Source organism: Snodgrassella sp. W8132, assembly GCF_016100865.1.
GTDB classification, from domain to species: Bacteria; Pseudomonadota; Gammaproteobacteria; order Burkholderiales; family Neisseriaceae; genus Snodgrassella; species Snodgrassella alvi.
In genome coordinates this window covers 30,912-54,328 of record NZ_JACFRQ010000003.1, presented here as the reverse complement: position 1 = coordinate 54,328, position 23,417 = coordinate 30,912, and the positions used below count along the sequence as shown (strand labels likewise).

Genomic DNA, 23,417 nt, shown 5'->3' with positions numbered 1-23,417 from the left:
TATTATGGTCAAGATAATCAAACTTTAAACGCTTTATATCTGTTGAAAAAACAACTATATAAAACCATGTGCAAAATAAAACCGCTGAATGGCTTTCAGCGGTTTTATTTACAACAAATATTAAAGCTTATTCGCTTTTCTCTGCAGCCTCAGCAGCCAATTGCTCCTGCCATTTCTGGCGGCGACTGCGATGGTAAGTCAGTCCGGTACCGGCCGGAATCAGACGACCAACAATTACGTTTTCTTTCAGGCCGCGCAAATCGTCACGTTTACCCATAATAGCCGCTTCAGTCAGCACACGGGTAGTTTCCTGGAAGGATGCAGCAGAAATAAACGAATCGGTAGACAATGATGCTTTAGTAATACCCAGCAATACATTGTCAAAGCGTACCGGTTCTTTACCTTCCGCCAGCAACTTCTCGTTGGCAATCATTACATCACCGCGTTCAACCTGCTCACCAGTAATGAAGTGACTGTCACCGGCATCGGCAATATTTACCCGGCGCAGCATCTGGCGAATGATCACTTCGATATGTTTATCGGAAATCTTCACACCTTGCAGACGATACACTTCCTGTACTTCCTGCACGATATAACGAGCCAGCGCCTCAATACCCTGCAAACGCAGAATATCATGCGGATCGACTGCACCATCTACAATCACTTCACCGCGATTAACCACCTGACCATCATGTACCAGCACCTGTTTTTCTTTGGAAATCAGGGTTTCATAAGCAGCACCGTCTGCATCAGTAATAATCAGACGCTGTTTACCCTTGGTTTCCTTACCGAAAGAAACAGTACCAGTTACTTCAGCCAGCATACCCACATCTTTCGGAGTACGTGCTTCGAACAATTCAGCTACACGCGGCAGACCACCGGTAATATCGCGGGTTTTGGATGAAGCCTGAGGAATACGGGCCAGTACATCACCTTTACCCACTTCCTGTCCTTCTCGTACAGTAATCACCGCACCAACCGGGAAGGCCATGGAAACAGCGGTTTCACTTCCTGCCATGCGAATTTCTTCGCCTTTGTCATCCAGCAGTTTTACTGTCGGACGCAACAGTTTAGACTGAGTAGAGGAACGACGTTTACCATCAATAACTACCAGTGTAGACAAACCGGTAACATCATCGGTCTGTTTAGCTACAGTAACGCCTTCTTCGATATTTTCAAAGCGGACACGACCAGCAAACTCGGTAATCATCGGACGGGTATGCGGATCCCATGTAGCCAGTGTCTGACCGGCTTTCACCACACCACCATCTTTTACCTGCAATAATGCACCGTAAGGTACTTTATGGCGTTCACGCTCACGACCAATATCGTCATGAATCACAATTTCGGATGAACGACCAATAACGACCAGTTCACCTTTGTTATTAGCCACATAACGCATCTGGCTGGAGAAACGAACCGTACCACCAGATTTAGCCTCTACCTGACTAGCAGCTGCAGCTCGTGAAGCAGCACCACCAATGTGGAAGGTACGCATAGTTAACTGAGTACCCGGCTCACCAATAGACTGAGCAGCAATCACACCAACAGATTCACCGGCATTGACCAGTTTACCGCGCGCCAGATCTCGGCCATAACATTTGGCACACAATCCATGGCGTGTTTTACAGGTAATCGGAGTACGTACTTTAACTTCATCGACACCAGAGTTATCAATCAGATCAACCAGACCTTCGTTCAGCAGCGTACCTGCTTCAACTAAAGTTTCACCACTGGTCGGGTCAACTACATCTTCAGCAGTAACACGTCCCAGTACGCGATCACGTAATGATTCAATGATATCACCACCCTGTACCACTGCTTTCATCACAAAACCGTCGTTGGTACCACAATCATCTTCTACTACCACCAAGTCTTGTGTCACATCAACAAGACGACGAGTCAGATAACCGGAGTTAGCAGTTTTCAATGCCGTATCAGCCAGACCTTTACGGGCACCGTGAGTAGAAATAAAGTACTGTAATACTGTCAGACCTTCGCGGAAGTTAGAAGTAATCGGTGTTTCAATAATGGAACCATCCGGTTTCGCCATCAAACCACGCATACCTGACAACTGCTTAATCTGAGCGGCAGAACCACGGGCACCGGAGTCAGCCATCATGTAAATTGAGTTAAATGACTCCTGATCAACCAGATTACCTTCGCGGTCAACTACTTTCTGAGTAGACAGATTATCCATCATCGCTTTGGCAATCTTGTCACCGGTACGACCCCAGATATCGACTACTTTATTGTAACGTTCGCCATTGGTTACCAGACCCTGACGGTACTGGTCTTCAATTTCTTTAACTTCAGCATTAGCTTCAGCCAGTAACTGTGGTTTACTTTCAGGCACCAGCATATCGTCAACGCAGATTGAAATACCGGCACGAGTTGAGAATGCATAACCGGTATACATCAGGTGGTCAGCAAAAATGACAGTATCACGCAATCCGCAGCGACGGAATGAAGCATTAATCAGCTTAGAAATTTCTTTTTTCTTCAGCGTTTTATTAATATGATCGAAAGACAAACCTTTTGGCAGAATTTCTGACAGCAGAGCACGACCGACTGTAGTTTCATAACGATTAACTACCGGTACAAATTCGTCCTGACCATTTTTCACCCATTCACGCAAACGTACAGTAATTTTAGTACCCAGCTCTACCTGACGAGTCTGGTAGGCACGGTGTACTTCTTTTACATCAGCAAACAGGCTGCCTTCACCCTTACCATTAATTTTGTCGCGGGTCATATAATACAGACCCAATACGATATCCTGTGACGGTACGATAATGGGTTCACCATTTGCTGGTGACAATACATTATTCGAAGCCAGCATCAGGGTACGCGCTTCCATCTGTGCTTCCAGACTCAGTGGTACGTGCACAGCCATCTGGTCACCGTCAAAGTCGGCGTTAAATGCAGTACATACCAGCGGATGCAGCTGAATTGCCTTACCTTCAATCAGAATCGGCTCAAATGCCTGAATACCCAAACGGTGCAAGGTTGGTGCACGGTTGAGCAGAATCGGATGTTCACGAATAACATCTTCAAGAATATCCCATACAATCGGCTCTTCCTGTTCTACCATCTTTTTGGCTTTTTTGATGGTAGTTACGGTCGGATCTAACTGTTCAAGTTTATGGAAAATAAATGGTTTGAACAGTTCCAAAGCCATTTTCTTCGGCAAACCGCACTGATGCAGACGCAGGTACGGACCAACGGTAATCACAGAACGACCGGAGTAATCGACACGTTTACCCAGCAGATTCTGACGGAAACGACCGCCCTTACCTTTAATCATATCTGCCAGGGATTTTAGCGGACGCTTATTAGCGCCAGTCATGGCTTTACCACGACGGCCATTATCCAGTAATGAATCTACCGCTTCCTGTAACATACGTTTTTCATTGCGTACGATGATATCCGGTGCACGCAGTTCAAGCAGGCGTTTCAAACGGTTGTTACGATTAATGACGCGACGATACAGGTCATTCAAATCAGAAGTAGCAAAACGGCCGCCATCCAGCGGTACCAGCGGACGCAAATCCGGTGGTAGTACTGGCAGCACATCCATAATCATCCATTCCAGTTTCATACCGGAACGCTGAAATGCTTCCAGAACTTTCAGTCGTTTAGCAATTTTCTTAATTTTTGTATCTGAACTGGTTGAATCCAGTTCCTGACGCAATACAGTAACCTCATGGGCAATATCCATAGCTCGCAGTAAATCGCGAATGCCTTCAGCACCCATCTTGGCTTCAAAATCGCCGCCAGACTCTTCATATTTGGTAATGTATTCTTCTTCACTGAGCAGCTGACGCGGCTGTAATGAAGTCAGCCCCGGATCAGTTACCACATAAGCTTCAAAATACAGAATACGTTCAATGTCACGCAAAGTCATATCTAATACCATACCCAGACGGGATGGCAAAGATTTCAAAAACCAGATATGCGCAACCGGTGCAGCCAGTTCGATATGTCCCATGCGCTCGCGGCGTACTTTGGACAAGGTTACTTCCACACCACATTTTTCACAGGTTACCCCGCGAAATTTCAGACGTTTGTATTTACCACACAAACATTCATAATCTTTAATCGGGCCAAAAATCTTGGCACAAAACAAGCCGTCACGTTCCGGTTTAAAAGTACGGTAATTAATCGTTTCCGGTTTTTTCACTTCACCGTACGACCAAGAACGAATGGTATCCGGCGAAGCAATGCCGATTTTAATTGCGTCAAATTCTTCTTCGGCACTGGCATTTTGCAGCGGATTAAATAAGTCTGATAAAGCTTTCATATTTGCTCCTGACGATGCCGTATACAGTATGCCTCACACACTGTATACGACCGGTGTCGGTTAGTAACGTTCCAAATCCATATCCAGGCCTAAAGAGCGAATCTCTTTCAGTAACACATTGAATGATTCCGGCATGCCGGCATCAATCTTGTACTCGCCTTTAACAATGTTTTCATACATTTTGGTACGACCGGTGACGTCATCTGATTTCACAGTCAACATTTCCTGCAGAGTATAAGCAGCACCATAAGCTTCCAGTGCCCAAACCTCCATCTCACCAAAACGCTGGCCACCGAACTGAGCTTTACCACCCAGCGGCTGCTGAGTGACCAGACTGTACGGACCAGTAGAACGAGCATGCATTTTTTCATCAACCAGATGATGCAGTTTCAGATAATGCATTACACCCACAGTCACCTTACGGTCAAAGGCTTCTCCAGTATGACCATCATACAGTGTCATCTGCGTACGGGTATCATTAAAGCCCAGTTTCTGAATTTCTGGATCATCTTCTGGATAAGCCAGTGCCAGCATATTTTTGATTTCGGATTCTTCCGCACCATCAAATACTGGTGTAGCTACAGTCATACCTTTACGCAAATGCTGAGCCAGATTGATGATTTCATCGTCATTAAATTGCGATAAATCCTCTTTCTTACCACTGCTGTTGTACACTTTTTCAAGGAAAGCACGAATATCATCAGCAGCACGTTTTTCTGTCAGCATACGGTCAATACGCTCACCAATACCTTTGGCAGCCCAGCCCAGATGTACTTCCAGAATCTGACCAATATTCATACGGCTTGGTACACCGAGCGGATTCAGTACGATATCCACAGCGCGTCCGTCAGCCATGTAAGGCATGTCTTCAACCGGCAGAATGCGGGATACCACACCTTTATTACCATGACGGCCGGCCATTTTGTCACCGGCTTTCAGGCGACGTTTAATGGCAATAAACACCTTAACCATTTTCTGTACACCCGGCTGTAATTCATCACCTTGTGTCAGTTTTTTCTTCTTGATTTCATACAGAGCATCTGATTCTTCATGCTTGGCCTGCAAACTTTCCTTAATCAGTTCCACCTGCTTAGCAATACTTTCATCACTCAGACGAATATCAAACCAGTCATGACGGCTCGGCAATGAAGCCAGATATTCTTTAGTAACTTCTGCACCTTTAGCCAGTTTCAATGGTCCGCCATTGACTTTTTGTCCCAGTATCAGGCGTTCAGTACGGTCAAAAGCATCATCATTGAAAATACGCAACTGATCAGTCAGATTCTGACGATAGCGTTTCAGTTCTGCATCGATAATCGCCTTAGCACGTTTATCGCGTTCAATACCTTCACGGGTAAATACCTGAACATCAATAACAGTACCACTCATGCCAGTAGGCATACGCAGTGAAGTATCTTTTACATCACTGGCTTTTTCACCAAAAATAGCACGCAACAGTTTTTCTTCCGGTGTAAGCTGAGTTTCACCTTTAGGTGTCACCTTGCCTACCAGTACATCACCGGCCTCTACTTCAGCACCAATGTAAACGATACCGGATTCATCCAGACGATTTTGCATACGCTCAGACAAATTCGGAATATCACGGGTAATTTCCTCGGCGCCCAGCTTGGTATCACGGGATACCACATTCAATTCTTCAATATGAATTGAAGTATAACGATCACCGGCAACGACACGTTCTGAAATCAGAATTGAGTCTTCATAGTTATAACCATTCCATGGCATGAAGGCGATAGTCATATTCTGACCCAATGCCAGCTCACCTAAATCAGTAGAAGCACCATCCGCAATAACATCACCGCGCTGGATAACATCACCCTTCTGTACGGCAGGACGCTGATTAATATTGGTTGACTGGTTAGAACGGGTGAATTTCACCAGATTGTAAATATCCACACCCACTTCACCAGCAGTAGCCTCGTCATCATTAACACGTACTACGACACGGTTTGCATCCACATATTCCACAACACCGCCGCGACTGGCCGCAATAGCTGTAGCACTGTCAATAGCCACAGAGCGTTCAATACCGGTACCAACCAATGGTTTTTCAGCACGCAGGCAAGGTACTGCCTGACGTTGCATGTTGGCACCCATCAAAGCACGGTTGGCGTCGTCATGCTCAAGGAACGGAATCAGTGAAGCCGCTACTGAAACCACCTGACCGGTAGCCACGTCCATATACTGTACGCGATCCGGTGTTGCCATTATGGTTTCACCTTTTTCACGGCAAGTTACCAAATCACCGATAATCCGGCCGTCTTTATCCAGATCGGCATTCGCCTGGGCAATAACAAAACGACCTTCTTCAATAGCAGACAAATAATCAATGTCATTGGTTACTTTACCGTCGACAACTCGACGATAAGGGGTTTCCAGAAAGCCGTATTTATTAGTACGGGCATAAACTGCCAGCGAATTAATCAAACCAATATTCGGACCTTCAGGTGTTTCAATCGGACATACACGACCGTAATGAGTCGGATGTACGTCACGCACTTCAAAACCGGCACGCTCACGGGTCAGACCACCAGGTCCCAATGCAGATACACGGCGTTTATGGGTGACTTCAGACAATGGATTAGTCTGATCCATAAACTGAGACAACTGACTGGATCCGAAAAACTCTTTGATTGCAGCAGAAACTGGTTTGGCATTAATCAGGTCATGAGGCATCAGATTTTCTGATTCGGCCTGATTCAGGCGTTCTTTAACGGCACGTTCTACACGTGACAGACCACTACGGAACTGATTCTCAGCCAACTCACCCACAGAACGTACGCGACGGTTACCCAAATGGTCAATATCATCTACTTCACCATGTCCGTTGCGCAATTCAACCAGTGTAGCAATTACGGATACAATATCTGGAATAGTCAGTACATGATTGCCTTCTTTATCAGCATTGGCAAAAGTTTGCGTCATCAGACGGCCATACCATGAATCTTGCTGTGCTTCCAGCAATTTTTGCTGATAGGTACGGGTGTTGAATTTCATCCGGCCGACACGTGACAAGTCATAGCTGTCTTCACTAAAGAACAGGCGATTAAACAATGCTTCAACAGCGTCTTCGGTTGGCGGCTCACCCGGGCGCATCATGCGATAAATAGCAATACGTGCAGCCTGCTGACCTTCAGTTTCATCAGTACGCAAAGTATTAGAAACATAACCACCCTGATCCAGATCATTGATATACAGCGTTGAAATTTCTTTGATTCCCTGTATATCAAACTGTGCCAGCAACTCTTCCGTGATTTCATCATTGGATTTAGCCAGTATTTCACCGGTATCCGGAACAACTACATCAGCAGCCAGTACCTTGCCAATCAGACTTTCCGGTTCAACTTCCAGCCATTTAATATCTGCAGCAATAATGTCACGGATATTCTTGGCATTAATACGTTTGCCTTTTTGTACCAGTACTTTGCCGTCTTTATCTACCAGATCAAACTTGGCAGTTTCACCTCTCAGACGTGCCGGAATCAGATCAGTATGCACACCATCTTTAGACAGGTGATAACTTTCACGGTCATAGAACATGTCCAAAATCTGTTCCGGTGTAAACCCAAGTGCTTTCAGTAAAATAGTTACTGGCATTTTACGACGACGGTCGATACGGAAATACAGCAAATCTTTCGGGTCAAATTCAAAGTCAAGCCAGGATCCGCGATAAGGAATAATCCGTGCTGAAAATAATAATTTACCAGATGAATGTGATTTACCTCTGTCATGTTCAAAGAATACACCCGGAGAACGGTGCAACTGTGAAACAATGACGCGTTCTGTACCGTTAATAATGAATGAACCACTGGGTGTCATCAACGGAATTTCACCCATATATACTTCATTTTCACGAACTTCTTTAACCACATTAGGTTTGGATGACTCTTTGTCCAAAATCACCAGCCGGATACGCGCCCGCAACGGGGCTGCATAAGTGATACCACGCAGCTGACATTCCGGAATGTCAAACACTGGTTCACCTAATACATAATGGGTGAACTCAAGGCGGGCATAACCGTTATGACTGATAATCGGAAAAATAGACTGAAAAGCAGCCTGAAGACCAACATCTGCACGCTGGTCGTAGGGTGTTTCCATCTGTAAAAACTGTGTATAAGAATCCAACTGCGTAGCCAATAAAAACGGCACTTCTAATACATTCGCACGTTTGGCAAAGCTTTTACGGATACGTTTTTTTTCAGTAAAAGAGTAGGACATGTACAGTCTCCAGTAGGGAGGTTTGGCAAGTAAGGTTTTATAAATACTCAGATAACTGTTGATATCAAAAGAGTAAAATTAGGTAAATTAAAGGTTTTTTTGTAAATATTTATAAAATATCACTTGAGGTAGACAAGCGAAAGCAGGCTGGTAGCCTAAGCTACCAGCCTGTAAAACGCAACTGAAATTACTTGATTTCGACAGAAGCGCCGGCTTCTTCCAGTTGTTTTTTAATGTCGTCAGCTTCAGCCTGAGAAACACCTTCTTTAAGAGTTTTAGGTGCACCGTCAACCAGATCTTTAGCTTCTTTCAGACCCAGACCAGTGATAGCACGAACAACTTTAATCACGCCAACTTTCTGAGCACCAGCAGAAGTCAATACTACATCGAATTCAGATTTTTCTTCGGCAGCTGTAGCACCGTTATTAGAACCATTATTAACAGCCAGAGCAGCTGCAGATACACCAAATTTTTCTTCAAAAGCTTTAACCAGATCGTTTAATTCCATAACGGTCAGGTTACCAACTGCTTCCAGAATGTCTTCTTTAGTAATAGCCATGCTATTAAACTCCAATAATTGAGAATAAAAATTTAAATATAAATCAGATGAAATTTAGGCAGCTTCTTCGCCGGCTTTTTTCTCAGCCAAAGCAGCAAGTGCACGGGCAAAACCTGAAACAGGAGCTTGCATAATACCCAGCAATTTCGCGAGCAATTCGTCGCGGCTCGGAATAGAAGCAAGTTCTGCTACCTGAGCAACATCCAGCAGATCACCATTATATGAACCTGCTTTCAGTACAATTTTTTCATCTTTTTTCGAGAACTGGTGCAGTACTTTTGCAGCAGCAACCGGGTCTTCAGATACCGCATAAACCAACGGACCAACCATCTGATCAGCCAGAGCGGCAAATGATGTACCTTCAACAGCGCGACGGGCTAATGTGTTTTTCAACACATGCAGGTATACACCTGCTTTACGAGCATTGGCACGCAGTTCGGTCATACTGGCAACACTGATACCACGATACTCGGCAATAACCATAGTTTGAGCGTTAGCAATGGCTGCTACGATTTCGGCTACGGCTGCTTGCTTGGTTTCAATATTGAGACTCAAGGTCTACCTCCCACTGTTTTTAATCAGAGCGATATGAATACCACTCCACCCAGCGCGGCAACCCAAAAAGACATCCGTAAGCAAAGCTTACACAAGATTATCCGGGACTACCGTCTGCGTAGGGTTAATTTTTAAAATTTGTTTTACTACCACAAATTCCCTACGGTCTTGGACATCTACTTATTTCTAAGTAGCCCAACATATAAATGTAAGACATTTATATGAATTTTTAAGGCAGTCTGATATGAGACCAAACTGCCAAAATTCAACGATACTTCTTAATTATTTACAGAGGTACTGTCAACACGCAGACCTGTACCCATCGTGCTGGATACGGCGATTTTGCGCAAATACTGACCTTTTGCTGCAGCAGGTTTAGCTTTAACAATGGCGTCTAGTAATGCGTTAAAGTTTTCACGCAGATCAGCGACATCAAAAGAAGCACGACCAATAGTTGCTTGTACAATACCATCTTTATTTGTACGATACCGTATGCCAGTTTTCGCATTTTTAACAGCTTCAGCAACATTCGGTGTAACAGTACTGTCTTTCGGATTTGGCATCAAACCACGCGGACCCAAAATAGTACCCAGCTGACCTACCACACGCATAGCATCAGGAGATGCAATTACCCGATCAAAGTCCAGATTACCTGCTTTTACTTCAGCAGCCAGATCATCGAAACCAACCACATCAGCACCAGCCGCTTTTGCAGCTTCGGCATTAGCACCCTGAGTAAATACAGCTACACGTACAGTTTTACCGATACCTTTAGGCAGTACTACACTACCACGAACAATCTGATCAGATTTACGTGGATCAATGCCTAGATTGAAAGATACATCGATAGATTCATCAAATTTGGCCGTAGCATTAGCTTTAACCAGACTCAGTGCTTCATCAATAGCATATAATTTATTGGTTTCCACAGCAGCACGAATAGCCTGCATGCGTTTTGAAAGCTTAGCCATTTACACACCCTCCACATCTAAACCCATTGAACGGGCACTACCGGCAATGGTGCGTACCGCCGCATCCAGATCAGCAGCAGTTAAATCAGGCTCTTTAGTCTTGGCGATTTCTTCCAATTGTGCACGAGTCACTTTACCCACTTTCTGGGTTAATGGATTTGAACTACCTTTTTGCAGACCAGCTGCTTTTTTCAGCAAAATAGAAGCCGGTGGCGTTTTCATTACAAAGGTAAATGATTTATCTGCAAATGCAGTAATCACTACCGGAACCGGCAGACCCGGCTCAACATTCTGCGTAGCCGCATTAAAGGCTTTACAGAATTCCATAATATTCAGACCACGCTGACCCAGCGCCGGACCTACCGGAGGAGACGGATTGGCTTTACCTGCAGGAATCTGCAGTTTGATATAGCCTACAATTTTTTTTGCCACTTGATTTAAACTCCAAATAAACGGGTATGACGCAGCAAATGCTGCTCCCCAAAAGCAAGACCCGTGATTATAAAGAAAAAACCTTTTCCTTACAAGCACAGGTTAGTTTATGTTGTATTATTGCAGTTAAATTTTCTCTACCTGAGAAAATTCCAGCTCAACCGGTGTTTCACGTCCAAATATCTGCACAGCAACACGCAGTTTATTGCGTTCGTAATTGACTTCTTCTACAACGCCATTAAAGTCTTTAAACGGACCTTCATTTACCCGCACTTGCTGACCAACATCAAAGAGGACTTTTGGTTTCGGTTTTTCTACTCCACTTTGCACCTGATGCAAGATAGCATCCACTTCACGAGCTGAAATAGGTAATGGTTTATTGGCTGTTCCACCAATAAAGCCCGTCACACGTGGTGTATTTTTAACCAAATGCCATGAAGCATCGGTCATATCCATTTCTACCAGAACATAACCAGGAAAAAATTTACGTTCAGTAATACTGCGACGCCCGTTTTTTATATCCACAACTTCTTCTACCGGCACCAGTATCTGACCAAAATATTCACCCATTCCTTCACGCTCAATGCGCTCTTTTAAGGTTTTTTGTACATTTTTTTCAAAACCAGAATAAGCGTGTACAACATACCACTGTTTTGCCATGATCAGCTTCTCCTCATAAAGATGTCAAATAACAACCATGAAATCAGGCTGTCAACACCCCAAATAAATAACGACAAGACAGCAACAAATATCAGTACAAACAGGGTCATGCGCAATGCCTCATTACGCTCTGGCCAAACTACTTTTCTGGCTTCCGATACACAGTCGCGCACATAGGCAGTAAGTTTGCGTCCACCCGTACTCCAAAAAAATACAATTACAATGGCTGCTACTACACCTACCAATGGAAATAAATAACGGATATAAAGTGGCAATTGCGCATCAAGAGCATAGAATGCCTCAATACCAGCGGCAACCAATATAGCAGAGAGAAGATATTTCAATAAATCAAACCATTTATTACGTTTGACTTCCAACTCCTGCTGTTGCTTAGCTTCAGCTTTTAATTGTGCTTTGGTTTTGGCTCCTACATCTTTTGATGTTTTGTTGTCCATATAACCACCTTTTAATTAATACAAAAAAGACTAACCGACCATTGGCCGATTAGTCTGATTTTTTGGCAGGCCAGGAGGGTCTCGAACCCCCAACCCTCGGTTTTGGAGACCGATACTCTACCAATTGAGCTACTGGCCTACAAAACTTTAAGCGATAACTTTAGCAACCACACCGGCACCAACTGTTCGGCCACCTTCACGAATCGCAAAGCGTAAGCCTTCTTCCATCGCAATCGGATGAATCAGTTCTACGTCTATCGTTACATTCTCTCCCGGCATTACCATTTCCACACCTTCTGCCAGGCTTACTGCGCCAGTTACGTCTGTTGTACGGAAATAGAACTGCGGACGGTAGTTCGCAAAGAACGGTGTATGACGACCACCTTCTTCTTTGCTCAGTACGTATACTTCTGCTTTGAATTTGGTGTGCGGAGTGATGCTGCCCGGTTTTGCCAGTACCTGACCACGTTCTACTTCTTCACGTTTGGTACCACGCAGCAATACACCTACGTTATCACCTGCCTGACCCTGATCCAGCAATTTGCGGAACATTTCAACGCCAGTACATGTGGTTTTCTGGGTGTCTTTCAAGCCAACGATTTCAATTTCGTCACCTACATTGATTACACCGCGTTCTACACGACCGGTAACCACGGTACCACGACCTGAAATTGAGAATACGTCTTCAATCGGCAACAGGAATGGTTTGTCTACTGCACGTTCCGGTGTAGGAATGTAGCTGTCCAGTGCATCTGCCAAAGCCATAATTGAAGCTTCACCGATGTCTGACTGGTCACCTTCCAGTGCTTTCAGAGCTGAACCTTTAATCAAAGGAACATCATCACCCGGGAATTCGTAGCTTGACAACAGGTCACGAATTTCCATTTCTACCAGTTCCAGCAACTCTTCGTCGTCTACCATGTCACATTTGTTCATGTAAACGATAATGTAAGGTACACCTACCTGACGGGCTAACAGGATGTGCTCACGGGTTTGTGGCATCGGACCGTCAGCTGCAGAAACCACCAGAATCGCGCCGTCCATCTGGGCAGCACCGGTAATCATGTTTTTCACGTAGTCAGCGTGTCCCGGGCAGTCAACGTGTGCATAGTGACGTTCTGCGGTTTCGTATTCTACGTGTGATGTATTAATGGTAATACCACGGGCTTTTTCTTCCGGGGCATTGTCAATCTGATCATAAGCTTTGGCTGCACCACCGAATTTCTGGGACAGAATGGTACACATTGCAGCTGTCAAAGTGGTTTTACCATGGTCAACGTGACCAATGGTGCCAACGTTTACGTGCGGTTTGCTCCGCTCGAATTTTTCTTTAGCCATGGCTACTTCCTATCTAAAGATGATTAGGTTTATCAATTCTAATGGTGCCCATGGACAGAATTGAACTGTCGGCCTCTCCCTTACCAAGGGAGTGCTCTACCCCTGAGCTACATGGGCGTACGGTAGGTATTTACTTATCTGGAGCGGGTGAAGGGAATCGAACCCTCACCGTAAGCTTGGAAGGCTTCTGCTCTACCATTGAGCTACACCCGCATACTCACTTAAAAAAACTACAAGTAAGACTGGAATTTTGGTGGAGGGAGAAGGATTCGAACCTTCGAAGCTTTCGCAACAGATTTACAGTCTGCCCCCTTTGGCCGCTCGGGAATCCCTCCAAAAGAGAACGGCATGATAATGTTCATTTGCCACTTCGTCAAGTCTATTCAGCATTTTTTTTTGCTTTAAATAGTAATTAACTGTTTCAAATACATTTCATGCTTGGAAAAATTTACTCTTTTTCCGCCATTAGCTGCTGATATTTTGCTTCCAGCTCTTCTTCGCTTTCCGGATGTTCTTCATCAATAATGATACAGTCTACCGGGCAAACCTGCTGGCATTGCGGCTCATCATAATGGCCTACACACTGTGTACAGCGCTCCGGGGTGATTTCATAAATCTCATCACCCTGATAAATAGCGTTGTTCGGGCACTCAGGCTCACATACATCGCAGTTAATGCACTCATCTGTTATCAAGAGTGACATGTTTTTCCTTTATCGTTAAATTTAACTCTAAACCGTTGGGCGCGGATTATAGCACTATTTTGTTTTCTCTCCTGCAATCCCGCCTTTCTCTCTATTCAGCATCAATTTTATGATAAGTCAATAATTCAAAACGACTTATACCTGACTTTCCTTGTTTAAGCACCTCCCAGCCAGCTGGAAGTACAGGTAATGTGTTACTTTCCATATATACGCGCGCATTCGGAAGCAAATGTAATGAAAGAGCATCCAGCAGTTCATGCCATTGCTGCCAGACATACGGCGGATCGAGAAATACTATGTTAAATTGCTGGTGATTATTTATGAGAAAACTGTGTGCTTCTGTACAGATAAGCTCTATCTGCCCAAAATTCAATTGTTGCACATTACTTTTTATTGCCGCAGCAACCTGCCGATTTTTTTCTATCATAGTAACTTTGGCAGCATTTCGTGATGCAGCCTCCAGCCCCATTACCCCGCTACCGGCAAAAAGATCCAGAACTGCCATTCCGGTTAAATCCTGTCCCAGCCAGTTAAACAATCGTTCACGCACGCTATCTGCAGTCGGACGCAATCCTTCGGCTGCCGGAAATGTTAATTTACGTCCGCGATGAGTACCGCCAATAATGCGTACCTGATTGCGATGCTGATACTGTACTTTTGCCACGTATACTCACTCCGATAAAAAAAGACTTTCAGGCATTCTGAAAGTCTTGATACATCTAATTTTTTAAAGCAGCCTGATTTATTCTTTTGGTGCAGGTGGTTCAATCTGCTCGGTATAACCGCACTCTTTTTGCGGACACACTTTTTCAGTTCCGCGCCGCTTAGTTGTTTTGATGGTCATTATTGGCCAGCCACACTGCGGACAGCTTTCTTTAACCGGCGGATTCCAGACAGCATAATCACAGTCCGGATAGGTATTACAACTGTAAAATAATTTACCATAACGGCTTTTACGCTCAATCAGACTGCCTTTATGACATTTAGGGCACTCAATACCAGTGTCTTTTGGCTTTTCAAGCGGTTCAATATATTTACATTTAGGATAATTGGAACAACCGATAAATTTGCCGTAACGTCCGCGTTTATATACCAGTTGTCCTTCACACTTCGGACAAACCCGCCCTTCTACAACTGTCGGTTCTTCCGCTGCCTTTGCTGCTTCCTCGGCTGTTTCATTAACATTGCGGGTGTAGTCACATTCTGGATAACCGCTGCATGCAATAAAACGCCCGCGCTTACCAAATTTAATTTGTAATTGGTGGGTACCGCATTTAGGACAGATTTCATCCAGATTTTCGGCAGTTAATTCTGCGCGGGGTATATCTTCCTTAGCTTTGATTTCTTTATCAAAGCCTTTCCAGAACTGCTGCATTACGGGTTTCCATTCCCGCTTACCGCCGGCAATATCATCCAGCTGATTTTCCAGTCTGGCAGTAAAGTTATAATCCACATACTGACCGAAATGTTCGGTCAGAAATTTATTAACCACTTCACCGGTATCAGTGGGCATAAAACGTTTCTGTTCCAGAGTAACGTATTCCCGCTCTTTTAGTGTGGAAATAATACTGGCATAGGTTGATGGGCGACCAATACCATACTCTTCCAGTGCTTTAACCAGACTGGCTTCAGAATAACGCGGTGGCGGCTGGGTAAAATGCTGCTCGCCAAAAATCCTGTCAACCGGCAAAATGTCACCCTCATGAAGTTCCGGCAATTTTTTGGCATTCTCATCTTCTTCGCTGTCGTCCACACCCTCTTCATAGACACTGAGGAAACCGGCAAAAGTTTGTACCTGACCGGTTACTCTGAAGATACCTTTACCCACAACAATATCAACACTGGTAGTATCAAAGCGTGCAGGTGCCATCTGACAGGCCACTGCCCGCTGCCATATCATCTGATACAGGCGAAACTGGTCGGCAGTCAGAAATGGTTTTACTGCTTCCGGCGTACGATACACTGAGGTAGGACGAATAGCCTCATGCGCTTCCTGTGCATTTTTAGATTTGGTTTTGTATATTTTGGGCGATGAAGGTAAAAATTCATTACCGATTTTGTTGTCAATATAATGACGTATTTCTGTTACAGCTTCATCTGAGAGACTAACCGAATCGGTACGCATATACGTAATCAGACCCACAGCTCCTTGTCCGACATCCACACCTTCATATAACTGCTGTGCGGTACGCATGGTACGATCAGTTGTCATACTCAGCTTACGTACTGCTTCCTGCTGCATAGTCGAGGTGGTAAATGGAGCTGCAGGATTACGGCTGCGCTTTTTCTTTTCTACGTTAGATACATGTGCTGGCTGACCGGCCAAAGCTGAAACGATACCTTGCTGACGTTCTTCATCAGGAATGTCAAATTGTTCCAGCTTCTGCCCCTGCCAATGGGTTAGTTTAGCGGTAAATTTAGTACGTGCTTTATGGCTGTCAAGGTGTATAGTCCAGTATTCCTGTGCAGTAAACTCGCGAATTTCCTCTTCTCGCTCACAAATCATGCGTAATGCCGGGCTTTGTACTCTGCCAGCAGATAAACCACGACGAATTTTTTTCCACAATAAAGGTGACAGATTAAAACCTACCAGATAATCCAGTGCCCGTCTCGTCTGCTGCGCATCTACCAGCGTTTGTGACAGTTCACGCGGATGGGCTACTGCATCCAGTACAGCTTTTTTGGTCACTTCATGAAACACTACCCGCTTTGGCTGCAAGTTTTTCAGACCGCGTTTGGATTTCAGTATTTCCTGCAAATGCCATGAGATGGCTTCACCTTCCCTATCCGGGTCGGTAGCCAGATACAATGCATCAGCCTCTTTAGCTGCAGCCACAATTGCATCGAGATGTTTGGCATTACGACTTACTAACTGGTATTTCATAGCAAAGTCATTTTCTGGATCCACTGCACCGCTTTTGGGAACCAGATCACGCACGTGACCGTAGGAAGCGAGAATTTCAAAATCGCTACCTAAATATTTCTTCAGCGTTTTCGCTTTAGATGGAGATTCAACAATCAACAGGTTTTTTGCCATTAGTTCAGGCTCACATTCGTAATTTAAATATTTGTGATATGTTGTTAGTCTGGATTATTCTAATAAATACATTTGAACAATGCAAAAAGCTTTCAGACACGCTGACTGAAAGCTTTCATGCAACTGTATCGCTTCAGTAACTTACTGCATGACGGCTTCACCATTGAGTGCAGCCATTAATTCATCACCTATCAGCACCGGTAATTCTGAGCGGTGTGCCCATAACACCAGTAAAGCTAATACTTTAGCATGATCCACCGTAATATCTTCGTAAGGTAAGTTCATCAGGGCATTGAGTACAAATTCACGCTGCTCAGGATTAAGAGCACCATTCTGCTCCAGAAAATGTACCAGTCCACGCACTTCAAGCGGAAGCGCATCGAGCTCTTCATTATTATAAATGCGTGATCCAGTGCTATTGCGTAACTTTTCTGCCGGAATTAATGGTTCAAAACGCAAATCGTCCAGACAGGATAAAGCGTCGCCGATTTCTTCATCATTAAAACCGACTTCTTCCAACAATACACCTAAGTCTTTACGCGGTGGAAATGCATCAACGTCTTGAAAGTGCTCAATCAAAAACGCTATTACATCAATCATTTGCTTTCCTCTCAAGATTTAATGCGTTGATAACAGCCGCCTGGCAGAGTGGTAATCCAGCCACCAAGCTCCAATGTCACGAGATGAGCATACACATCTGTAGCAGCCATGCCAAGTGCTGTAACTAACATATCCGGATGCATTATGCCGTAACCCAGTCCGTCCAGCACCTGCTGCTCCATCGGGTTAAGTATACAATCTGGTGAATGAACTGATAATGAATCTTCTGAACTATCAGTATTTGTAGATGATTTACTTATATCATCAGTTTGCAGATGAGGACGATTGCTATATGATTGCAAATCTTTTTTTTGCAAGAGGCGTGGACATTCCTGCAAAATATCTTCCAGATTTTCTACTAATTTGGCACCCTGTTTGATTAATGCGTGGCAGCCTTTACTTAAAGGGTTATCAATAGAACCCGGTATCGCCATAACTTCCCGCCCCATTTCGCCAGCCAATCTTGCAGTAATCAATGAGCCCGATTCAGTTGCGGCTTCAACTACCAGCGTACCCTGACTAAGTGCAGCAATCAAGCGGTTACGTCGCGGAAAATTTCCGGGCGAAGGACGAGTACCCAAGGGAAATTCAGAAATAATACAGCCATGAGCAGCAATTTGTGTGGCTAAATTTTTGTTACGTGCCGGATATACTCTGTCAATACCTGTACCCCAAACTGCCACTGTTGTACCCATTGCCTGCAAAGCACCCTGATGTGCTGCTGTATCTGCCCCACTAGCCATGCCTGAAATAATTGTTACACCTTTCCGTGCCAGTGCGGCTGCAAAATCATGTGTAATGCGCATGGCTTGTGGTGTAGCATGCCGACTGCCAACAATTGATAAAGCAGGTTGATGCAAACACTGGCTATCACCGCGAACAAACAATAATGGAGGCGGTGTTAAACCCTTGGTCAGCATTGCCGGAAAATCATTATCTGCTAGTAGTAATAAACGTGCATCAGTATGCGCTTGCTCCCATTCTATAGCTGCTTCAGTTGCCTGCTTTGCTACATCACTATGCCAATACTTACTGATTTGCCGTTGACAAAAAGACGATATTTCAGCAGCCGATGCACTAAGAGCATTTTGCGCGGAACCAAAATATTTAATTATGCGAAGAAAAGTTTCAGCCCCCACAAACGGAGTCAATGCCAATTCAATCCAGGCTAGGCGTTCTTGTGTATCCATATTATATTTTTAATATTTATTACATTTGATTATGACAAAATTATTAAAAATAAACAAATTTTGTTTTTTATTATTATTTATTCACATAATATTCAAATCAAATAATTTTACAATTATGACAAACATATTAAATAGATAATTCCCCGTTTACCATAAGCTAATTAATTAGCTTTTAAAAATATAATTTTATCTAATATTCTTTATATATAAAAAAATTAATTTATGATATGAAATTATTATTTTTTATAATGTAAATATTTAAAATAAATTTAATAATTTATATTAATTAATGTTTACTTTTGTAAATTTAATATATATACTAAATTTAGGAAAATTTATGACTCCTGATACTGATTAGATTTCCAGATAAGAATTAAAGGTATTGATATGCTAACGCCTCTTAAATTTAAAGATTTTCTGCATCCGCGTCCGGCTCCATCAGGCATAGATGTAGACTGTAAATTAAAACATTTTGCTATTATTACTTACGCGATTGATGCAGAGAGATTTGCAGGATTATTTCCATCACGTTTTCAGCTGGATAGTGTCATAATTAATGGTGAGCAAAAAGGCTTGTTATCAGTAGTACCTTTTATGGATGTTGATTTCACTTCAGCCGTTTATCCGTTCCCTGTTTTTACCATGGGGCAAACCAACTATAGAATTTATATTATAGATACCACTACTGGTGAACGCTGTATCTGGTTTTTGGGCACAACTCTAGACTCCTGGACGATTATGGTACCCCGTAATGTATGGAAATTACCCTGGCATCGGGGCAAAATAAGTTTCAATTGTCACTTTGACCCACTTTCCAAATGTTACCAGCACTATGAAATGCATACAGAGTCTGACTGGGCACCTGCACAGGTACAATTAAGCCAGCAGCCAGACCAACAATTTCATTTTCAGGGGTTTCCTGATAATGAAACTGCACTGGTATATCTGACTCATCCACTGGCCGGCTTCTACTATCGGCGTAATGGCAAATTGGGAACTTACCGTGTTTGGCATGATCGACTAGATGTAAAACCGGCAAAACTTGAGTCAGCACAATTTGGCCTGTTAAGTAGGATGAATTTAGTTAATCAGGATGAACAACAGCATCCCTACAGCGTTTTACTTCAGCCTATCAACGAATTTACTATTTATTTACCACCAACAGCGTTATAGGTTTTATCAACAAAAATTATAAGTTACTAATAGTATTGTTTTGCACATAGAAATAGGTACTTTGACGTATAGCAGAATAACGTCTGGCGGACAGAATTCAACGAAAACGACCAGATTTAAGGGTTAGTCCCTGTTGAATTCTTGAAGCCAGACTATAATTTCGTAAAGCATGAGTTAATGCTACTGCTAAAGCATCCGCAGCATCAGCCTGAGGCGTACCCGACAGTGACAGCATTTGCACCACCATATGCTGCACCTGCTCTTTAGCAGCTTTCCCCTTACCTACTACAGCCTGTTTGACCTGTAATGCAGTATATTCAAATACAGGCAGCTCTCCCAGGGTTAATGCTGCCAATACGGCTCCGCGAGCCTGTCCCAGTACCAGTGTTGCAGCAGGATTAACATTGACAAAAACCTGTTCTACAGCAGTTTGCGTTGGCTGATAGGTTATAATCACCTCACGTAAATTTTGAACGATTATACGGATACGCTCAGCTAATGGGGCACCTGAAGTCGTTTTAATACAACCGGAAGCAACATAAATATGCTGGCTACCGATGACATCAATCACTCCAAAGCCGGTAACTCGGCTGCCAGGATCAACGCCCAGAATTCGAATATGAGTTTGCTCTGTCGGCTGTTTTTGCATGTTTTACTACTTAATCACTGAAAAACAAGAATTTATGCTGACAGGTTGTGACAATATCTCATAAAATGGATATTCGCTCTGCCAGTTGAGTAAAATATGTTACCGTATATTAATCATACCTGTTAGTGATTCATGATATTTTTTCAACAAGCCATTGATTTGCTTGTTTCAATCGCTCTACTGTACCTACATCCAGCCAATAGCCGTCATAATACTCTCCGCTCACCAGCCCGGTTTGTATAGCTGTACGCAACAAAGGTGCCAGTTTAGCCCGGGTATATCTTGGTATCTCATTAAAAAGAGCAGGATGATAAACACCTACACCACTGAAAGTAAATGTCAGGTTTTCTGGCTGCCGATCAATAATATCTCCTTGGTCCCTCAGGCTAAAATCCCCCTCTGGATGATGTCCCGGATTATTAACCAGCCATAGATGTGCCAGCTTACCTGTTTGCTGTAACTTTTCACTAATCTTGAAAGCCTGTGTAAAATCAATATCGGTTAAGACATCTCCGTTTATAACTAGAAAAGGGGCATGACCCAATAAAGGTAAGGCCGTAGCAATCCCTCCGGCCGTTTCCAATCCACCCTCGGCTTCTGCTGAATAACGGATATCCACCCCATAAGCATGCCCTGAGCCTAAAGTATCTTCAATTTGTTGTCCAAGCCAGGCATGATTAATAACAATATCATTAATTCCGGCTGCCTTTAACCGCCGTAAATGATGAGCAATTAAAGGTAGACCACCGACATTCAGCAATGGTTTCGGACAAGTATCTGTCAGTGGACGCATACGCTCACCGCGTCCGGCAGCAAGAATCATGGCTTTCATGGTGATTGATTATTCCGTAGTAAATACAGTTAAATTAAAGACAGGATAAGATCAAGCCGATAATATAACAGGCAAAGCATATAGCTTTGCCTGAATATTCGAAATCATAGCTGATTAATAAATTTAATCAGTTTAAATCAGATTCAAATCTGCCCCAGTATCAAAGATTGCCGCACCCTTTTCACCCTGTTCATACAGATTAATACGTAAACGTAAGTCATTGGGTGAATCAGACTGACGCAAGGCTTCGTCAAAATCAATAATACCATCAGCATATAACTGAAACAGACACTGATCGAAAGTTTGCATGCCATCATTACCTGCTTTAGCCATCAGTTCTTTTATCTGCATTAATTCGCCTTTGTAGATATAGTCCTGAACAGTAGCAGTATTAATAAGTAAGTCAACCACAGCACGACGGCCTTTACCATCTTTTTTCGAAGCCAGACGCTGACCAATAATACATACCAGATTCAGTGCCAAATCCATCAATACTTGTTTATGCTGCTCTTCCGGATAAAAATTCAGAATACGTTCAATAGCCTGATTTGCACTGCTGGCATGCAGAGTAAAAAAGCATAAGTGGCCGGTTTGAGCCAGCTTTAATGCATACTCCATGCTTTCATCACTGCGCACCTCCCCCACACAGACTACATCAGGAGCCTCACGCAGTGCACTCTGCATAGCATTATCCCAGCTCAGCGTATCTACGCCTACCTCGCGATGAGTAATAATGCTTTTCTTAGGTTTATGAACATATTCAATCGGATCTTCAATAGTCAGAATATGGCCGGCAGAATTAGCATTGCGATAATCCAGCATAGCAGCCATAGTAGTGGATTTACCGCTACCGGTAGGACCGGCAAGAATAATCAGCCCGCGTTTTTTCATTACCAGCTCATCCAGCACCGGTGGGAGAAAAAGGCTTTCAGTAGTTGGAATATCGGTGGTAATCCGGCGCAGTACCATGCCTACCCGACCTTGTTCATGATAGGCATTTACTCTGAAGCGCACGCCGTTTTTAGCAATAATGGAATAGTTAAGATCCAGTTCCTGGATAAACCGCTGACGTTGCGCCATAGTCATGGTTGACATAGCAATTTTGGCAGTTTCATCAGCAGTTAAAGGCTTAGTAGGCGCCGGTGTGATCCTACCATCAATTTTCCATGATGGCGGGAATCCGGGACTGATAAAGATATCAGCAGCATTTAAACGCACAGCTTCCACAGCCATTTTTTCCAGTACCGGATGGAGGTGGATGGTTTCCCGTTCGAGAGTAAGGGAAGCAGGAGAACTGACAGAGGCAGCTGCACTGATATCTGGTGTATGTGAATCTGTCATTGCGCTTGTAAGTTTTGTCATTGTATTTATTTCAGAAGTAACAGAAGTCTTTGCAGGAATACGTTCTGCAACCGGTACAGATACAGCTTTTTCAGTTTGTGATACCGCTGTAACAGCAGATTTTGTCATATTTCCGGCAGTTGCTGTTGTGGCTTTTGTGTTCGGCGTTGATATTTGGTTTGCTGTCGTTACCGTAACCTCTTTTACAACAGCATTAGACTGCAAAACCGGTTGTTCTGTTGTCACTGTGGATGTATTGGCAGCTGTACCGGAAGCAGAAGTATCGGCCCCGGTTGCTGCAGGTTGTTGATAATGTTTAACCATATCTGCAAGTAAATCAGATAAAGCGGACGACTCCTCAGCAGAACCTTTCAACG

The 23,417-nt window shown here is 43.7% G+C and carries 18 protein-coding genes and 4 tRNA genes; 1 reads left to right on the top strand and 21 read right to left on the bottom strand.

Annotated elements, in window-relative coordinates:
• Positions 1-127: 127 nt before the first annotated feature.
• The 18 genes from rpoC to dprA all read right to left on the bottom strand — a co-directional run bounded on the left by rpoC (position 128) and on the right by dprA (position 19,045).
• On the bottom strand, positions 128-4,303 hold the full coding sequence (rpoC, locus tag H3U82_RS09560; RefSeq protein WP_096766339.1) for a DNA-directed RNA polymerase subunit beta': 4,176 nt from the start codon (positions 4,301-4,303) through the stop codon (positions 128-130).
• A 60-nt stretch (positions 4,304-4,363) separates the two neighbouring features.
• Positions 4,364-8,545, bottom strand: a complete 4,182-nt coding sequence (gene rpoB / locus H3U82_RS09555; protein ID WP_198210349.1) for a DNA-directed RNA polymerase subunit beta — start codon at positions 8,543-8,545, stop codon at positions 4,364-4,366.
• A gap of 187 nt (positions 8,546-8,732) precedes the next feature.
• A complete protein-coding gene (gene rplL, locus H3U82_RS09550; RefSeq protein WP_025329897.1) occupies positions 8,733-9,104 on the bottom strand; it encodes a 50S ribosomal protein L7/L12 in 372 nt (123 codons plus the stop codon).
• Positions 9,105-9,158: 54 nt separating this feature from the next.
• Positions 9,159-9,659, bottom strand: a complete 501-nt coding sequence (rplJ, locus tag H3U82_RS09545) for a 50S ribosomal protein L10 (protein ID WP_025329896.1) — start codon at positions 9,657-9,659, stop codon at positions 9,159-9,161.
• A gap of 278 nt (positions 9,660-9,937) precedes the next feature.
• The gene (rplA, locus tag H3U82_RS09540; protein WP_025329895.1) at positions 9,938-10,630 is read right to left on the bottom strand and encodes a 50S ribosomal protein L1; all 693 of its coding nucleotides are present in this window, start codon (positions 10,628-10,630) and stop codon (positions 9,938-9,940) included.
• Entirely contained in the window at positions 10,631-11,062 is a 432-nt protein-coding gene (gene rplK / locus H3U82_RS09535; RefSeq protein ID WP_025329894.1) for a 50S ribosomal protein L11, read from the bottom strand.
• 126 nt (positions 11,063-11,188) lie between these two features.
• A complete protein-coding gene (gene nusG / locus H3U82_RS09530) occupies positions 11,189-11,722 on the bottom strand; it encodes a transcription termination/antitermination protein NusG (RefSeq protein WP_025329893.1) in 534 nt (177 codons plus the stop codon).
• A 2-nt stretch (positions 11,723-11,724) separates the two neighbouring features.
• Positions 11,725-12,177 carry a preprotein translocase subunit SecE gene (gene secE, locus H3U82_RS09525; RefSeq protein ID WP_078474521.1) on the bottom strand — a complete coding sequence of 151 codons (453 nt, stop codon included), beginning with the start codon at positions 12,175-12,177 and terminating at the stop codon, positions 11,725-11,727.
• A gap of 63 nt (positions 12,178-12,240) precedes the next feature.
• A tRNA-Trp gene (locus tag H3U82_RS09520) sits at positions 12,241-12,316 on the bottom strand.
• An 8-nt stretch (positions 12,317-12,324) separates the two neighbouring features.
• Positions 12,325-13,515, bottom strand: a complete 1,191-nt coding sequence (gene tuf, locus H3U82_RS09515; RefSeq protein ID WP_025329891.1) for an elongation factor Tu — start codon at positions 13,513-13,515, stop codon at positions 12,325-12,327.
• Positions 13,516-13,557: 42 nt separating this feature from the next.
• Positions 13,558-13,632: transfer RNA gene (locus H3U82_RS09510), tRNA-Thr, on the bottom strand.
• 22 nt (positions 13,633-13,654) lie between these two features.
• Positions 13,655-13,728: transfer RNA gene (locus H3U82_RS09505), tRNA-Gly, on the bottom strand.
• Positions 13,729-13,766: 38 nt separating this feature from the next.
• Positions 13,767-13,850: transfer RNA gene (locus H3U82_RS09500), tRNA-Tyr, on the bottom strand.
• Positions 13,851-13,963: 113 nt separating this feature from the next.
• A complete protein-coding gene (locus H3U82_RS09495; protein ID WP_037392355.1) occupies positions 13,964-14,218 on the bottom strand; it encodes a YfhL family 4Fe-4S dicluster ferredoxin in 255 nt (84 codons plus the stop codon).
• Positions 14,219-14,309: 91 nt separating this feature from the next.
• A complete protein-coding gene (gene rsmD, locus H3U82_RS09490) occupies positions 14,310-14,882 on the bottom strand; it encodes a 16S rRNA (guanine(966)-N(2))-methyltransferase RsmD (RefSeq protein ID WP_198210347.1) in 573 nt (190 codons plus the stop codon).
• A gap of 78 nt (positions 14,883-14,960) precedes the next feature.
• Positions 14,961-17,255 carry a type I DNA topoisomerase gene (gene topA / locus H3U82_RS09485; RefSeq protein ID WP_198210345.1) on the bottom strand — a complete coding sequence of 765 codons (2,295 nt, stop codon included), beginning with the start codon at positions 17,253-17,255 and terminating at the stop codon, positions 14,961-14,963.
• A gap of 141 nt (positions 17,256-17,396) precedes the next feature.
• The gene (locus H3U82_RS09480) at positions 17,397-17,855 is read right to left on the bottom strand and encodes a DUF494 family protein (protein ID WP_025329887.1); all 459 of its coding nucleotides are present in this window, start codon (positions 17,853-17,855) and stop codon (positions 17,397-17,399) included.
• An 11-nt stretch (positions 17,856-17,866) separates the two neighbouring features.
• On the bottom strand, positions 17,867-19,045 hold the full coding sequence (dprA, locus tag H3U82_RS09475; RefSeq protein ID WP_198210343.1) for a DNA-processing protein DprA: 1,179 nt from the start codon (positions 19,043-19,045) through the stop codon (positions 17,867-17,869).
• Between the two features lie 387 nt (positions 19,046-19,432).
• On the opposite strand from dprA, the gene H3U82_RS09470 reads away from it, so the two are divergent.
• Positions 19,433-20,218, top strand: a complete 786-nt coding sequence (locus H3U82_RS09470; protein WP_198210340.1) for a DUF2071 domain-containing protein — start codon at positions 19,433-19,435, stop codon at positions 20,216-20,218.
• A 97-nt stretch (positions 20,219-20,315) separates the two neighbouring features.
• On the opposite strand, the gene ruvC is transcribed toward H3U82_RS09470, so the two are convergent.
• The 3 genes from ruvC to H3U82_RS09455 form a co-directional block, all read right to left on the bottom strand.
• Positions 20,316-20,867 (bottom strand): crossover junction endodeoxyribonuclease RuvC, encoded by a 552-nt coding sequence (gene ruvC / locus H3U82_RS09465; protein WP_198210339.1) that lies wholly within the window; start codon positions 20,865-20,867, stop codon positions 20,316-20,318.
• A 130-nt stretch (positions 20,868-20,997) separates the two neighbouring features.
• A complete protein-coding gene (gene murU, locus H3U82_RS09460) occupies positions 20,998-21,699 on the bottom strand; it encodes an N-acetylmuramate alpha-1-phosphate uridylyltransferase MurU (protein WP_198210337.1) in 702 nt (233 codons plus the stop codon).
• A 132-nt stretch (positions 21,700-21,831) separates the two neighbouring features.
• The gene (locus H3U82_RS09455; RefSeq protein ID WP_100125703.1) at positions 21,832-23,061 is read right to left on the bottom strand and encodes a PilT/PilU family type 4a pilus ATPase; all 1,230 of its coding nucleotides are present in this window, start codon (positions 23,059-23,061) and stop codon (positions 21,832-21,834) included.
• Positions 23,062-23,417 lie beyond the last annotated feature (356 nt).

Excerpts from the sequence above, each read along its gene's own strand:
- rpoC (WP_096766339.1), bottom strand. The coding sequence starts at position 4,303 with ATGAAAGCTTTATCAGACTTATTTAATCCGCTGCAAAATGCCAGTGCC.
- rpoB (WP_198210349.1), bottom strand. The coding sequence starts at position 8,545 with ATGTCCTACTCTTTTACTGAAAAAAAACGTATCCGTAAAAGCTTTGCC.
- rplL (WP_025329897.1), bottom strand. The coding sequence starts at position 9,104 with ATGGCTATTACTAAAGAAGACATTCTGGAAGCAGTTGGTAACCTGACC.
- rplA (WP_025329895.1), bottom strand. The coding sequence starts at position 10,630 with ATGGCTAAGCTTTCAAAACGCATGCAGGCTATTCGTGCTGCTGTGGAA.
- nusG (WP_025329893.1), bottom strand. The coding sequence starts at position 11,722 with ATGGCAAAACAGTGGTATGTTGTACACGCTTATTCTGGTTTTGAAAAA.
- secE (WP_078474521.1), bottom strand. The coding sequence starts at position 12,177 with ATGGACAACAAAACATCAAAAGATGTAGGAGCCAAAACCAAAGCACAA.
- tuf (WP_025329891.1), bottom strand. The coding sequence starts at position 13,515 with ATGGCTAAAGAAAAATTCGAGCGGAGCAAACCGCACGTAAACGTTGGC.
- H3U82_RS09495 (WP_037392355.1), bottom strand. The coding sequence starts at position 14,218 with ATGTCACTCTTGATAACAGATGAGTGCATTAACTGCGATGTATGTGAG.
- topA (WP_198210345.1), bottom strand. The coding sequence starts at position 17,255 with ATGGCAAAAAACCTGTTGATTGTTGAATCTCCATCTAAAGCGAAAACG.
- H3U82_RS09480 (WP_025329887.1), bottom strand. The coding sequence starts at position 17,855 with ATGATTGATGTAATAGCGTTTTTGATTGAGCACTTTCAAGACGTTGAT.
- dprA (WP_198210343.1), bottom strand. The coding sequence starts at position 19,045 with ATGGATACACAAGAACGCCTAGCCTGGATTGAATTGGCATTGACTCCG.
- H3U82_RS09470 (WP_198210340.1), top strand. The coding sequence starts at position 19,433 with ATGCTAACGCCTCTTAAATTTAAAGATTTTCTGCATCCGCGTCCGGCT.
- ruvC (WP_198210339.1), bottom strand. The coding sequence starts at position 20,867 with ATGCAAAAACAGCCGACAGAGCAAACTCATATTCGAATTCTGGGCGTT.
- murU (WP_198210337.1), bottom strand. The coding sequence starts at position 21,699 with ATGAAAGCCATGATTCTTGCTGCCGGACGCGGTGAGCGTATGCGTCCA.
- H3U82_RS09455 (WP_100125703.1), bottom strand. The coding sequence starts at position 23,061 with ATGACAAAACTTACAAGCGCAATGACAGATTCACATACACCAGATATC.